Here is a 13,717-nt window from a genome sequence, read left to right as displayed (position 1 = left end):
ACTCTCATAAGAAACAAAGATGCCGCGCTCCGCCAGGAGCAGCTCGACATCTCGAAAGCTCAGGCTGAATACATGATAGAGCCAGACCGCGTGCCTGATCAGCTCGGCTGGAAAACGATGGCGATAATGTGGGTCGGGCGGCTTCTTCATTCCTCCATCCTGGCGCAGGATCGGGCCGCCCGCCAGACCCAGTTACCGTGACAATGCCTGATCGACGCTGTTGTTGACTCGGAAGAAGAAGACTCGAATTTCGGGGCGTTTCGTTTCGAGACGCTGCCTGTTCCTGGGGATCGCATCAAGGTTGGCGACATCCGCGGGACCCCAGGGGTCCTTGTTGTCCTCTATGTCGAACACCATCCCGCAATGCTGCCAGTACCGGCTGCGGCCAATCAGGACCCGAGCGTCGCCATCTGTGCGCGTTTCATTCGAGATTTTTCGGAGGACGAATTCGAGGGAGAGAATTAGCTGTCAGCCGCTTTCGGGAGGGAGCGATGGACGACGGAAAGGAACCCATTTGGCTCCGCATGACAATTGCCGCAGTGTTCTGCTTTGCAGTGGTCTCCGTCGCCATCTTCGGAGCTGCTGTCGTGCACGCTTTCCTGTCGCCTTGAGGATCTGCAACGAGACCGTTCAAGAGCCTCGAAGCATCGGTCAATCAACTTCTTCCCCGACCTCCCTCGCCTGCCGGGCTGCAAAACGCGATGAGGCCGATCGGCGCTCTGGCCGCTGCCGAGGCTGACGTTGGCTCTCAGGTCGAATCGCTCTGGATTAGCAGTCTCCGAGCGAGTGTCGTTACTTGGGCGATTTTGAATGGCTTTCGCATAAAGGCCGTATAGTCAGAGCAACGTTCAGCTACCATGGCTTCAGGCATGGAGCTCATAAGCACCACAGGGACGCCATCAATGGATGGGTCAGAAACCATTGCGCGCAGCACTTCGGCGCCATCCATCACCGGCATCATGTAATCGAGGAACACCAGATCAGGATGGTCCTTAGTCATTACCGCAAGCCCCTGTCGTCCATTCGCAGCGGTCAGCACGCGATATCCTTCGTCCGTGAGGACGGCGTCGATGAGTTCGGCAATGCCGAATTCATCATCCACCACGAGAACAAGTCCGGTCACAAGAGATTGTGCCCTTCCCGCAACTGATTGGCGGGAAGTGGGTTGCCTCCCTTTTGGTTGGAATAGCCAGCCATAATCCTCTGAGCGCTATCAGCGGTCGCCTCGATGATCAGTCCTTTGCCACTCGTGACATACTCGTGCAGCGAGGCGTCAAATTGGCTATCCCTGACCTTGAGAACGGAGATCAGACGGTAGAGCTGAGAGCCGAGTTCCACAAAGCGTAGCAAGATCAGGTTTTCGGCCAGGCTCGACAAATCACCGATGGGCGTCCGGATGGTTGGCCCCATGATGTCAGGGACCTCGAGCGTGTAGAGCGTCGTCACGCCGAGCACCCGCATCTCATTCATCAGCGCGGTCAGAAAGTTGCCGATGCGACTTGGTTCGATGACTGAGGCCTGCTTGAATGCGCCGAGGCCGTCGATGAATAACCTCTTCACTTTGCGGCGGTGCACAGCCTGGAGCAGTCGCTCGCCGTAGGCATCAAGTAGATCGTCGGTCGGGGGCTGCCATCGCACTTCTACCGCGCCGCTATCAATCAAGCCCCGCAGCGGCTGGCAAACGGCGGCAATCTTGGCGTCGAGGCGTGCGGGCGTTTCATAGAAGCCGAATAGGAGGCCGGGTTCGGCCTCGTTGCACTTCGCCAGAAACTGCAGTCCAAGAGTTGTTTTTCCCGTGCCAGACGGCCCCATGATCATCGTGGTGGAGGACGCGGGCAGGCCGCCGCCTACCATGACATCGAGTTGATCGATTCCACTCGATACTCTTCCGGAGATCCCTGTGTCGGGCCGCGATGGTCGAGCGAGCAATGCCTCGATTCTCGGATGGACGACGATACCATCGCTCGTGATTTTGAAGGCGTGACGGCCTCGCAGGAAGGCGCTGCCACGAAACTTGACGACCTGAAGGGAACTCTCGGCCGACCATCCGGTCAGTTGGTCACTTAACTCGATGATGCCATCTACCATCGTATGCTCGGGTGTGAGTTTGGTTCCTTGACCGCTCGTGAGCATGAGCATCGTGCAGTCGGTTGCGACCGCGACGCCCTGTAGTTCATGAACAAACTCACTGAAGGCTTGTTCGTCCTCCGCCGCCCGTCGGGCGGACACGATCCCATCGAGCACGAGAACAGACGCACCGCGCGTCGTGATCTCGCGGCGTAGCAGGGCCAGCAAGCCCTTGAGCCCCTCATCATGCAGCACCCGTAATCCATTCAGGTAAGTGAGCTGGTCGGGGATCTTTGAAATGTCGAAGAACGACATGATGCTCAGATGCTGCATCATGCGAGCGTGATATTCGGCCAGAAGGGTGACGTAGAGAGTCCGTGCGCCATGGACAATATGGTTGAAGCAAAGCTGATTGCCGAGCGTGGTCTTGCCGGTTCCAGGCGGCCCCTGAACGATGTAGAGGCCGCCCTTGAGAAAACCGCCTCCTAGGATGATGTCGAGACCAGCTATTCCGCTCGGTAGCCGTTCGAGACCACCGCCAGCGTCCTCGCTCATGGAAGTTTTGCTTCCAAGTAGCGCGGGAGAGTCACGGTGAAGACCGAACCTCCGCCTTCTGCATCATCCACCACGATTGTTCCCTCCATAGCCGCCACGATTTGGCCAACCACCCACAAGCCGACACCAAAGCCACTGTGTCGCTCACTTGTGCCAACTGCCCGCTCAAAACGTTCGAAGATGCGAGCCCGGTCGCCCGTGGATATGCCGGGACCGCAGTCCCGTACGCTGAATCTGACCAGGGAGCCGAGAGCCTCGGCACTCACTGTTACCGGTCGTGAAGGAGCGTATTTGATCGCGTTAGAAATGAGATTGTCGAGGATCTGCTCGAGAGCCAATCGGTCCCACGTGCCATAAAGGTTTTCGGGCACCTCTATTTCAACGGAGCAACCAGAGAAGCGAGCCGTGTCGGCGAAGTTTTCAACAGTCTCTCGCAGCAGGTCAGACAGATCACAGGGTGCAAGAACGAGTTGGAAGCGGCCGCTGGTAATCCGAGAGACGTCCAGCAGCGTCCCGGCCCGTTTGATAAAATGGTCCATCGCTCCTCTGATACGGCGGACCCGGTGCTCGAGCTGGGCCGAGGAATATCTGCCGGCTTGCAAATTGGCCAAGAGGAGGTCGATCTGCCCGATAATCGGCGTCATCGGGTTGCGCAACTCGTGGGCGGCGACGGCAATGAAAGTATCACGGGCGGCGACTGCCTCGATCAACACAGCAATCTGGCGCCGGAGCTCCTCTAGAGCCGCCTCGGCGCTAGTTGCTGCTTCCGGAGGGAGTGCCTCCGGCAAATTCATAAAGCGCAAACTCGCCAGCACATTGCCATCAATCTCTACATGACACCTTGAGCTACTTAGACAAGATTGGGCCCCTTCTACCGCCTTTTCGCGTGCCTCGCGGGTTTGTGTCGCATTCGGGCCGTAACTTCCGCGCCACCTACACACGCCAAGAGGGTCTATCGACGACGCTAAGACAACCCAAAGTTGTCAAATCGTTGCAGCCGGCATATACTTCCGGAGACGGAACGGGAGGCCCTGTGAGTGAGACGCCCCTGCCTTCAAAGCCCGAGGAGATTTTCCCTGCGATCTATAATGGTTCTGCTTGTGGGAGCGGCTGCGTCTCTGATGACCATTCGGGCCCATGCAGCTGACATTTCGTGCTGGGGCAGTCCGGACGTCATAACCATGGACCGTAACTGCGTTTTTCTAACCATTGCCCTATTTCAAAGTCTGCGCTCTGCGACCAAAGATGATGTTCAGCGCGCAATGGCCGCAACTGGAGAAGAGGACGAAAGCGGTGAACTCACCTTCACCAGTAACTACGGTAACCACGGACCGGGCGCAGGCACAGTTCAATTTAGGTTCGGGTCTTCCAACCTCGTCACGGCCATAGATGCGTCTGTGGTTGGAGAGGGCACGATGCAGGACCTTCGCTTCTTGTGGGACCTGAATGACGTCGGATGCTCGGATTTCCCTGATAGCCAGACGCGCTGCAACCAGCAGTGAAGGGTGTCGGAGACGACGTTCCTGGCCACGACAACGACGTAAGCGCTTCGGCCAGCCGGATCACAATCTTTGATTGTGCGAGTTTCTCCTAGCAACCCTGGGTAGCACTACGATAGAGTTGGGTCTTGCTTCCATAGTCCGTCGACAAGGTGGCCGCAATGAGAACCCAGTTCCAGTTTAAGATGTTCCTAGTCACCTTATCGGCTACCGGATTGGCAATCTGGACCGTATGCGCGGCCCTGAGATCTTACGGGGTCCTTTAGTGATCGGCCGCCTAGGTCGTGACGATGGCCGGGCATTTACAGGGAAACCCGCTGTTAGGTGACTTCGCCGCTGATTGAGAGCTCTATGCCCCGCGTCGCGCGCGATCGGACCGAAGGTCCATCTCTTCGGTAGTGGCCCAGCGATCGAGCACTGCCCGTGGACTCGCGGGGGACGCCCGACAAATGATGACCGTCGAGAAACCAACAAAGTCCTGGATCGGCCGGTTGCGGCGCTTCTCATCCTTTGGTCGTCATCGCGTTGCCAACTGAAATCGCGCGGGTGGGGCTGATAGTCGGTCCAGCCCCTCCTTGGAGAGCCGCAGGCCACTTGCTCTCACCGGCTGAAGATCGCGCCGTCTAAGCCGGTAGAAGACCCGGTGCTTGGTAGCTTTTGATCAACGCATCGAACAGGGAGATGTCCGAGCGGCTTCTTGCCACTAGCTGAGCGCCGGCGACGGCAGCGACAATGGCGCGAGCCTGCTCTTCGCTTTTCTTGGGCGCTACTACGCGGGCAGCGGCCAGCACCTTGCTCAGCCAAGCCACGTTGACGTCTGCGAAGGCCTGGACCTCCTTCTTCACCGCGTCCGGAAGATCATCATATTCGGCAGACATGAAGCTGCAGAGGCAAAGCCTATTGCCGCGCTCGAGCCACCGACGAAAAATCTGTGGATACTGATGCAAAGCGCGGCCTGGATTGGGTGCTTCCGCCAGGATGGCGTCGAGATCACCCCTTGTGTCTTCCTAATAGCGCCGCGCTACGGCTGCACCGAGGTCGGCCTTGCTGGGGAAATGATGATAGATGCTCGCGGCCTTAATGCCGACTTGGGCTGCGAGATCGCGAAAGTTCAGGCCACTATAGCCGCGCGACTGCGCAGCTTGTCAGGCGGCTGCCAGGATCGCTTCCTTGGAGTTCGTGCTCATTTCGATATCTGAGCAATCATTGGCCTACCAAGTGTTAGATAGGCTTGACCGACGAAAGGAATATCCCTACGCATGTCCTACCAACCGGTTGGTAGGACATACGACCATGAGCAATGAGATCATCTTTTCCGACGCAACGAAGCTGGCTGAACTGATCCGCACCAAAGAGGTCTCACCGGTCGAGGTCGTGCAGGCGCATCTCGATCGCATCGATGCCCTGAACCCTGAGGTCAATGCGATCGTCACGATCGCGGACGGCGCACTCAAAGCCGCGAAGGCGGCCGAGACGGCGGTAATGGCGGGCGATGAGCTTGGCCCGCTCCACGGCGTCCCCTTCACGGTGAAGGATTCTATCGACACCGCCGGCGTGCTGACCCAGCGCGGTTCGCCGATCTTCAAAGGCCGCGTTCCCGATACCGACGCGACCAGCGTGGCGAGGATGAAGAGAGCAGGCGCTATTCTGCTCGCGAAGACGAACCTCCCCGAATTCTCCTACTGGATCGAAAGTGACAATCTGCTCAGTGGCAGGTCGAACAATCCTTGGGATCTCGAGCGCACACCAGGCGGCTCGAGCGGCGGTGAATCGGCGGCGATCGCCGCCGGCATGTCACCCATCGGTCTCGGCACTGATCTCGCCATTTCTGTGCGTGGCCCGGCAGCGCAAACCGGCATCGTCTCCCTCAAGGCGACGCATGGCCGCGTTCCCATGACGGGTATCTGGCCGCGGGTGCCGCGCCGCTTTTGGCATGTCGGACCGATGGCGCGCAGTATTCGCGACCTGGCGCTCGCCTTCTCCCAACTCGCCGGGCCCGATGGCCTGGATAGTTTCGCCACGAGCACGGTCCCGTTCGATGCCGGGGTCGGCCGCTCGCCCTATCGCCAGCTTCGGGTGGGCTGGCTGGTCGAGCCCGGATTCGGACCGATCGACCCCGAGGTTGCCGCCACGGTACAGGCGGCCGCCGAGACGCTCAAGACTGTCGGCTGCTTCGTGGAGCCTGTGCGCATCCCGGCGCTCGAGCATGACTTCGCGCTCGACGTTTTCAACCGCCTCCATGTGATGGAGATGAAGCCCGCCTTCGCGGAGGCGACCGCCGGCCACGCGGAGGATGAACTCTACAAGATGGCCAAGACCATGCTTGCGCTGCCTGACACGTCCATGAGGGACTACATCGATGCCGAGCAGGCGGTCGAGCGGCTCCGCGATGGGTATGCCGATTACTTCACGCGCTATGACGCGCTGGTCACGCCAGTGCTGCCTCTGCCAGCTCACAAGCACGGTCAAACAGAGTTCACCATCAACGGTCAGACTGTGGACGCCACCTACCTGCAAGGCGCGACCGTACCGCTCAACGTCACGGGGTTGCCGGGCCTCTCGATGCGGTTCGGCACAAGCAAGGACGGGCTGCCGATCAACGTTCAACTCGTCGGCAAGTGGCTGGCGGAGTCCACGATCCTGCATCTGGCGTCACTGCTGGAAGGCGTGAGTCCTGTTACCAACATCCACCCGGCGCTGTGATTCAGACGTGGGCAACGAGCTCATCATCCCAACGCGCCAGTGGAACTGAATGGCCAGCCGGTAGAGCGATGCTCCAACTGGCCGCCCTCCCCTCCCCCGCCGCTCCACACGCTTCCGTCGCGCGTCGGCAGGCGAACGCCGAAGACCAGACGCGTCCCGCCGCCGGATTGCAGGCAATGATTTTTGGGCTCGCTTGTTGGGCATGGCGAAAAGTTTAGGCGGGTCGACGGTTAGGGCATTCAAGGTACGGCCACTTGATACACACAACGCTCGCGTTTCTGGATTCATTTCACGGCCAACGGTCTCTGTGCAGCCAGGTCTTAAGAAGTGATTAGGCTTCTGATCGCGTGTTTTATGGTCGCCTGTGCTCAACTTCATCGCAACGCAAGGCTCATTTTCCGTTTGCTGTGCAGAGAAGGTCGCTTTCACTTGCCACGTGGAGAACGCGGCAACCAGTGACGTGAACGCACGAGATTCATCGCCCGAGCGGCTTCCCGGACTCGCAGTAATCTTGATCAGGAGTATGTTTTTGTCAGCAGGCCGGGCATGCTGTGCATGTGCAGCACATAGGGTCGAGGCCGGATTTTACCTCAAGAAGATCCATTCTCGAGCTTGGCATTTAGTCTCGCAGCCAAGTCAAAGAATTGCAGCCGCACTTCTCTCGAATGGGGGTTCACGCTCTCTATGGCTTGAAATACTTCTGGTGCGTCGTCTCGCACCATCCCAATTGCCTGCATCAAGAGGTCGAAGCTGCGGGTTGTCATGCGCGTGGGCAGAGGCTCCATCTGAACCAACACCTTCGCGATCAAATGAGTCAATCCTTGGACTGTAGCAGCCTCACGATCGTGCTCGTCTGGCGTGGTGACGATTACCTCCAAACCGAGCCTGCGCAAAAAAGCTACTACACGCCTGAAACGTGTTCCGCGAATAGGACAGACTGCGATCTTTAGACCTCGAATGCCGCCAACCGCGCTCTGCGGCCCGAATAGCGGATGAGTTGCTATGACGTCGACGTGTGGAGGAAGTCCGCGTTGCATAATATCTGCAGGAGCGACTTTGACCGACCCAACGTCAAGTACAAGCGAACCGGGCTTGAGATGAGGACTGATGACCCGAACAGTTTCCTCCATTCGGTTCACAGGGACTGCGAGTATGACGACTGGGCAATTTGCGGCCTCAATAACGCTGACAAATCTGAGGTTGTTTACTTGCGAAATTTGGAGGGGCTTCACGGCCTCGTCATAGGCGCGCAGTTGCATAAGCGGCGCGAGGTGCTGGGCTATAAGTCTGCCGAATGCACCAAAGCCGATCAGGCCAACAGCCTTGGGGCATGTGAGATCGTCCGTCATCGCCAACCTTCCGAGAGTTGCAAAAGCAGGTACGAGCATATGAACAACACTGTAGATATGGCGTCGAGATGCGGATAGTCCGTCGAGGTCACGGAGCCCGCGCACGCGGTGGATGTCCAGCGATCTTACTCTCCGCCACGGTCTCACCCGGTCGCTTCAGAAAAGCGCTAATAGAACCCGTAAACCTTGATCCGGTGCTCTATGCGCGGGCGTAACTGGAGGACTCCCCCCTCCGGGGCTTCGCCATGTTCGGTCATGAGACGGTCCCGATGGTGATGCAAAGTAGCAAGAGCACTCTTGCGCTTCTGTTCTAGGGTTTGCATCACGGCTCCGAAATTCTTACGCCCTGGCACGCAGTCCCACGACGTTCTTCCTCTTCTCGTGAAACTCATCATGATCAATCAGATAACCTGGGTGGCCCAGGACCCTTTCCTACAAAACGCGCACGAAGTCGTCCATCAAGAAACCCAACTGAGACGCGTATTGCCACTAACGGAGACAAGATCCGAGGCCATTGCCAATGACTTCGCATCGTGGCGTCTCAAGTTCGACGAAGCCGAGACCAAAATAGGTGACGCAGCTGCCTCCGGAGGTGCGCGGCGCCGCTCCCCGGCTGTCACTAAGCTTTTAGCGAAATTCAGATCTGCGCTCTCTTGGGAAGCAAATTCTTCGATAGCAGGTCGAGCCCAAACATCACCTCATGGCCGTGAGGCACGCAGCTCTCCGGAATGACTTCCTCCTAGCCTTCCGGCTGAAATTGACTGACCAGTCCACTCCGCCGCGCGGTCCAACATCACCACCACGACCTGCGCGTCGGTTCTGCCCAACGGGCTGGACGTGAAAGCTATGATCGGCGTGCTCAAGAACGGAAAGTGTAGCAAGCCGCCCTAGCCGCTCAATCGTAGGGGTGAGATGGGGCAGTTGCGCTAGCGAGTCGCGGGCGCTCAGCGGAAAACCAAGAAAGATGAGCCCAACGACACCAGACAGGGGTGTCTCTGCTTGAGCCTGGGACGTCTTGCGGCCTCCGAAGGATTGCCGCCGGCAAACAAGGGAACGCAGGGTGCCAAATCGCGAGCGGTCTGCACCGCGGCCCTAATCGCCTTGCGAGCTGCTTCTGGCCGGTCGGCAAGGCCATAGGCCACCGCCTTCGGCAAATGATGGGTCTTTCCCGCGCCGCGCCGTGAGCCAATCTTCACCTGGCACTTCATTCTCTCAAATATCTCCAGGAGTTCGGCGCCGAACCCCGATCGCCTACGACCGCGCCACCCGCGGCGTGCTGAAGATCTATCGGTCTCGCAAAGCGCGCGACGGTGCCGAGCGATCTTCTGAATGGCGGGATCGAGTTACAGGCGAAATCGATACTCCAACGGACAGTGTGTGGTATGGCGCCGTAGCGCAGGAGCATCGGCGAATTTCCTGGGGCCACTCATTTGATGATCTTCGTCGGCAACCGAGCTGTGACCAGAGCTCGACCTCGCTCGCGTGGATGATGCCGCCGTTCTGGCCTTGTCGCGTGCTCGGCCGATCACCGCCATGCGCGCCCGCGGAGATGCGCTGGGACGCCCCCTTCCAGACCGCACCCCGGATGGCCGTTAGGCCGGCGCCGGCACTGGTCGATTCTGGTCGCCTGGCGCGGCCTAAGTCTCGTGTGCCAGATGGCGGCGCTGCACGGAAGATGACCCCGCGTATCATGAGCTTGAGACGAAATGATGCGAGGGCCGTAGACATAGAACTACAGACGGGGAGCAACCTCCTTCGTCCAATCCCGTTGCCCCGAGACCGTTGTCTTGTGCTTCTACTCTGTCGCCTCTCTTAACAAGCTGTTCAACTTTTCGTTCATATCCTCAATATTTTTGCGCATCGCGTCCTTCGCGCGGGCTCTCGCAGCCGTCTCAGTGGGCAGCGGCGCGAACCGAGCGCGAAACCCATTCAAGCGAGCCTCGTCAAGCCATGCGAGTAACCCCTCATCCTGGGTCCAGCGCAGCTGATTTCGGTTGTTCGCGATGGTGGTGCGCAGCCAGTCAAGGTCAGTGCCGGGATGCGGTATTGGAGTGCAAATGGAATTTTTTGTGTCGTCATCTTGATAGGATGCCTCAACATGCGCAATAAAGGCCGCACTAAAGACTTGCTGGCACGTACGGACACTCTGTAGAGTTATGGTCTGTCCGTTGAAGACCGGCGTCACGCGTCGCTGTGCCAACCCGTCTGCGGAACAATCGACGTGTAAAGTGTCAGGGGACGTTGATATTTTGCCGCAATCCAGGAAAATATCATGACTCTCGATCCGTTGGACACGACCTAAGCGAACGATGTCTTTGATGCGGCGAAGTTGATCTAACTCTGCACGTGAGACGATTGCGCAGTGATACATGGTAGGGCGCATTTCCTCATCCAGCCGCAATAGCCGGCCTGCAGCACTCAACCGATTGAACAAATCGTCTAACGAGGTCGCTTCGCCGATTGCCTTGCTTTGTGCCAGGAACCCGGTAAGCACTGATTGGGCGAAGGCTGCTCCAGTCTGAATGTTGGCGCGGTCCATCATCCAAGAATCGCGTGGCATGATCCAGGTCAGGTCTGCTGGATCGACATTGTGTCGCAACAGCCAAAGACAGGCATCCATACCGGTTTTTCCAACGCCAACGATGGTGTAGTGACCATGTTGACGCTTGATCTTAGGTAGATCATTAGGCGGGGCGCTCGTCGCCTTCGCTGCAACTTCATAGGGTGGTGGACGCATTGAGGGGACAGAAACATGCATGTAGGTAGCATCGACGATACGGCAGCGGACATCGACACAGTATTCCCGGCCAACATAGTCTTTGAAGCGGGACGCGCCCTGGTACTCGCACATCGGAAACCAGGATACGCGGCCCGAGGGTAGAAACTGTTGCTGCATCACCTGCTCGTAATAGGCGCAAATTTCACTGTCAGACGCAAGCTCGCGAAGACCCTTATTCCAACCGATACAATCGACAGTGTCTGTGCCCAGGAGCCGAGAATTCACGCCATAGTAGGATGAGGGCGCGTGCAGACGGACGAACGGATAGGCGTTGTTCCAATGCCCTCCTGGCCGGTGATGTCGGTCAACGATTAAAACGGAGGCGTTGGTCTCTGTGATCAGCGTATCGGCGAAGGCCATTCCCATCGCCCCAGCGCCAATAATGAGATAGTCGACTTCGAGCTGAATTGGCATTGTCGATCCTTCTTTTTCCTTGCGAGGGATAAGAGAAGACGCAAGCTCATCTAGCCAGAGGGTCTGTTGAAAACTCAAAGATGGCGGCACGGCTGTCGCTAGAATTCGGGTCGCAATCCTTGATCGCAAGCTTGAGCCCATCGGGCCGATAGCCTCTGGTGCATCCCTTGCTTACTCCTGCTTCGTGGTCGGCGTCAGGGTTTTGGCCAGCGGTCATGCCCAATCCCGTTTCTGACCTCGCTCAAGATCTCCGGTAGTATTTGTTTGACGATTTCGGACACCGGTGAAGCCACCCCGTCGCTCTTCCGCGGCGCCTGCTGAGCTTCTCGATAATCGCCCTGGTTTTCGGCCAACCCTGATGCTCTCCAAAGCGGTCCGGTTCCGTAATAGGTACACGCATCGCCCTCACTATCGCGGTAAACCGCAACTTTACAGAGGCCAGGACACTTGGCCTCCAGCCGTCGCCATATCCAAGCCGACAAGTTTTCAAGTGTAGACGGGCCTAGGTCAGGTACGTCGTCAAGAAGCCTGTGATCTAGCCCATTCCGGGCATCGCACAGCGCTCGCTCAAACAAAGCGAGGTCGATCACCATCCCGCTCTTTGCATCAACCGACCCACGCACGGTGACTTTCGCCCGGTAGGAGTGGCCGTGGACCCGCCTGCTGGATTCCGTATCAACTCGCCGCTCGAGGGTGTGCGCAGCCTCGAAGCGGAACTGTTTGCTGAGTTCGAACATCGGAGACTCCTCATCTATTTTGAGGCCTAGCCGCGAATCACGGGCGATGGGCCAGAGGGCATCAGAGACATCTGCCTGGCAACCACCGCTACGACTCTCCACCGCTATGCCTGCTTCTCGTCAGCGAAGGCGTTCGTGTCCAATCCGACTGGGATCCGCGACGAAATGAATGCCGGACGCTGGGCTTGCAAAGCTTATCTAGTGTGTCTCCTTCTTCCGATCCGGACTGCGAAGCCGCTTTTCGTGGTATCAAAGTAAATTGTGCTCGCGTGCACACGACTGGGCGCGGAGGGATAAGTCGTCGCTGTAGGCAGGCGGTGTTTTCTACGGCAGTTCTTTCCTAAGTTCATTCAGTCAAACATCCGCCAGCGGTCCCTATAGCGCCTCGGGCGCGTCAAATCCGCCTTTGTGCTTGCGCCTCGCTCCACATTTTAGTGTAAATGCTGCCATTCTCGGCAAGACCCACCTCGACAGCGTTTTGATAGCTTCGGCAGAAGGTCGCGCTCGAACCGTCGGCGAACAGAGAGGCGCTACACAAACTCTGCGCGAAAGGTGCGGCTAATAATCAAGGAAGGCTCGGAGAATTGCGAGCCCAAGGGCAATGACCGCCATCGCCGCAAAATACAACGCTGCGACGGCCACTATCCGTACCCAGAGGGGATCGCTGTCCTGATCCATCTATCAAGAAGATACCGCGAGAAGTTAGTGACCTGTCATAGAAATCCATCGTTACGTGTTGGCTCACGATCTAGCTATACCTCCGGTCGTTTCGCGATATGCGTTGAACTACCTCGCGCGAGCGACAGAATGGACATCGCAACTCTAGGTAGAGTAAAGGCGTGTCGCCGAATTTGGATTTCGCCAGAGCCTCCAAATCAACCGGAACGGTGCGCGCGCACTGAGCACAGGTGATTTTCAGGACACATTCAGTGCCGATGTAGGTGCGGGCGGTCGGCAATTCTTCCCTAGGGGTGCTCATGCTCTCCCCCCGACGCGCTTGTCCAGCGATGCATCTCAGCAACACTTGCGACAAGGTAGATCATAAACTCCCATTAGCTCCTCTGAGGTCCTGCAGAAATCACCCAATTGGATTAGTCGACAAGTGCGGTTGTCTTGCGAGGACCACTACGTGCTACGCCTCCGACTCTCGCTTTACAAACAGGGCTAAAGTCATGAGCGATAACAAGGAAATCTCATTGGTTGCTGCGGCACTTGGTGGCGGGATCATCGCCGCCTCGGTTCCGATGACGGCGGACGAGGCTGTCACTATCTTCAACCAAGTGAAGGAGGCGCTTCGGCGTCGGGCCGAGCTCGAGACCGACGAGTAACTGATCATCGTACATCACCAACTGGCGCGCTACTGCTTCGTGAGCCTCCCTGTCGGCGTTGATTTCAGATGATAGCGTCAACATAGGCGATTTTCCGATTGGCAGCATGTCGGCGGCCTCGCCCGTATCCGGTGAGAATTTCAACGCGTGGTGTCATTTGGCATAAGCGAATGCCTGGGCTTAAGCCTAGGGAATCTCTGAACAAGTCTTCCTCGACACGGTTACGGACCGATCTGTAGGAGTGTAGCTGCAGCGGCGGAGTTGAGTGAGATGCGGCAACTGACCC

General features: G+C 57.9%; 11 protein-coding genes and 1 pseudogene. 3 read left to right on the top strand and 9 right to left on the bottom strand.

Features of this window, described 5'->3' with window-relative positions; genetic code table 11:
* The 4 genes and pseudogenes from GSQ83_RS12850 to GSQ83_RS12835 form a co-directional block, all read right to left on the bottom strand.
* Window positions 1–150, bottom strand: a pseudogene (locus tag GSQ83_RS12850) (IS6 family transposase); the annotation flags it as partial.
* Between the two features lie 598 nt (window positions 151–748).
* Window positions 749–1,123 (bottom strand): two-component system response regulator, encoded by a 375-nt coding sequence (locus tag GSQ83_RS12845; RefSeq protein WP_158803289.1) that lies wholly within the window; start codon window positions 1,121–1,123, stop codon window positions 749–751.
* The gene (locus tag GSQ83_RS12840) at window positions 1,120–2,622 is read right to left on the bottom strand and encodes an ATPase domain-containing protein (RefSeq protein WP_158803288.1); all 1,503 of its coding nucleotides are present in this window, start codon (window positions 2,620–2,622) and stop codon (window positions 1,120–1,122) included. Before GSQ83_RS12840 ends, GSQ83_RS12845 begins: the two co-directional genes overlap by 4 nt.
* Window positions 2,619–3,437, bottom strand: a complete 819-nt coding sequence (locus GSQ83_RS12835) for a sensor histidine kinase KdpD (protein WP_158803287.1) — start codon at window positions 3,435–3,437, stop codon at window positions 2,619–2,621. Before GSQ83_RS12835 ends, GSQ83_RS12840 begins: the two co-directional genes overlap by 4 nt.
* A gap of 306 nt (window positions 3,438–3,743) precedes the next feature.
* On the opposite strand from GSQ83_RS12835, the gene GSQ83_RS29905 reads away from it, so the two are divergent.
* Window positions 3,744–4,124: a hypothetical protein gene (locus tag GSQ83_RS29905; RefSeq protein WP_216850117.1), complete on the top strand. Its 381-nt coding sequence runs from the start codon at window positions 3,744–3,746 to the stop codon at window positions 4,122–4,124.
* Window positions 4,125–4,744: 620 nt separating this feature from the next.
* On the opposite strand, the gene GSQ83_RS30530 is transcribed toward GSQ83_RS29905, so the two are convergent.
* Window positions 4,745–4,999 (bottom strand): hypothetical protein, encoded by a 255-nt coding sequence (locus GSQ83_RS30530; protein ID WP_254065656.1) that lies wholly within the window; start codon window positions 4,997–4,999, stop codon window positions 4,745–4,747.
* Window positions 5,000–5,128: 129 nt separating this feature from the next.
* Window positions 5,129–5,236 (bottom strand): TetR family transcriptional regulator, encoded by a 108-nt coding sequence (locus tag GSQ83_RS30525; RefSeq protein WP_254065657.1) that lies wholly within the window; start codon window positions 5,234–5,236, stop codon window positions 5,129–5,131.
* 178 nt (window positions 5,237–5,414) lie between these two features.
* On the opposite strand from GSQ83_RS30525, the gene GSQ83_RS12825 reads away from it, so the two are divergent.
* The gene (locus GSQ83_RS12825) at window positions 5,415–6,824 is read left to right on the top strand and encodes an amidase (RefSeq protein WP_158803286.1); all 1,410 of its coding nucleotides are present in this window, start codon (window positions 5,415–5,417) and stop codon (window positions 6,822–6,824) included.
* Between the two features lie 590 nt (window positions 6,825–7,414).
* On the opposite strand, the gene GSQ83_RS12820 is transcribed toward GSQ83_RS12825, so the two are convergent.
* The 3 genes from GSQ83_RS12820 to GSQ83_RS12810 form a co-directional block, all read right to left on the bottom strand.
* Entirely contained in the window at window positions 7,415–8,173 is a 759-nt protein-coding gene (locus tag GSQ83_RS12820; RefSeq protein ID WP_158803285.1) for a prephenate dehydrogenase, read from the bottom strand.
* Window positions 8,174–9,968: 1,795 nt separating this feature from the next.
* Window positions 9,969–11,366: an NAD(P)-binding protein gene (locus GSQ83_RS12815; protein ID WP_216850115.1), complete on the bottom strand. Its 1,398-nt coding sequence runs from the start codon at window positions 11,364–11,366 to the stop codon at window positions 9,969–9,971.
* Window positions 11,367–11,560: 194 nt separating this feature from the next.
* Window positions 11,561–12,103 carry a 6-carboxytetrahydropterin synthase gene (locus tag GSQ83_RS12810; RefSeq protein ID WP_158803283.1) on the bottom strand — a complete coding sequence of 181 codons (543 nt, stop codon included), beginning with the start codon at window positions 12,101–12,103 and terminating at the stop codon, window positions 11,561–11,563.
* Window positions 12,104–13,275: 1,172 nt separating this feature from the next.
* Here GSQ83_RS12810 and GSQ83_RS12805 point away from each other — a divergent pair.
* Window positions 13,276–13,431: a hypothetical protein gene (locus GSQ83_RS12805; RefSeq protein WP_158803282.1), complete on the top strand. Its 156-nt coding sequence runs from the start codon at window positions 13,276–13,278 to the stop codon at window positions 13,429–13,431.
* Window positions 13,432–13,717: the final 286 nt, after the last annotated feature.

It is taken from the genome of Acidisoma sp. L85 (assembly GCF_009765865.1).
Lineage (GTDB): Bacteria > Pseudomonadota > Alphaproteobacteria > Acetobacterales > Acetobacteraceae > Acidisoma.
This window is presented reverse-complemented; position numbering and strand designations above follow the sequence as displayed.

Bases quoted from the DNA above. Each gene is read 5' to 3' on its own strand.
- GSQ83_RS12840 (WP_158803288.1), bottom strand. From the start codon at position 2,622: ATGAGCGAGGACGCTGGCGGTGGTCTCGAACGGCTACCGAGCGGAATA.
- GSQ83_RS29905 (WP_216850117.1), top strand. From the start codon at position 3,744: ATGACCATTCGGGCCCATGCAGCTGACATTTCGTGCTGGGGCAGTCCG.
- GSQ83_RS30530 (WP_254065656.1), bottom strand. From the start codon at position 4,999: ATGTCTGCCGAATATGATGATCTTCCGGACGCGGTGAAGAAGGAGGTC.
- GSQ83_RS12825 (WP_158803286.1), top strand. From the start codon at position 5,415: ATGAGCAATGAGATCATCTTTTCCGACGCAACGAAGCTGGCTGAACTG.
- GSQ83_RS12820 (WP_158803285.1), bottom strand. From the start codon at position 8,173: ATGACGGACGATCTCACATGCCCCAAGGCTGTTGGCCTGATCGGCTTT.
- GSQ83_RS12815 (WP_216850115.1), bottom strand. From the start codon at position 11,366: ATGCCAATTCAGCTCGAAGTCGACTATCTCATTATTGGCGCTGGGGCG.
- GSQ83_RS12810 (WP_158803283.1), bottom strand. From the start codon at position 12,103: ATGTTCGAACTCAGCAAACAGTTCCGCTTCGAGGCTGCGCACACCCTC.
- GSQ83_RS12805 (WP_158803282.1), top strand. From the start codon at position 13,276: ATGAGCGATAACAAGGAAATCTCATTGGTTGCTGCGGCACTTGGTGGC.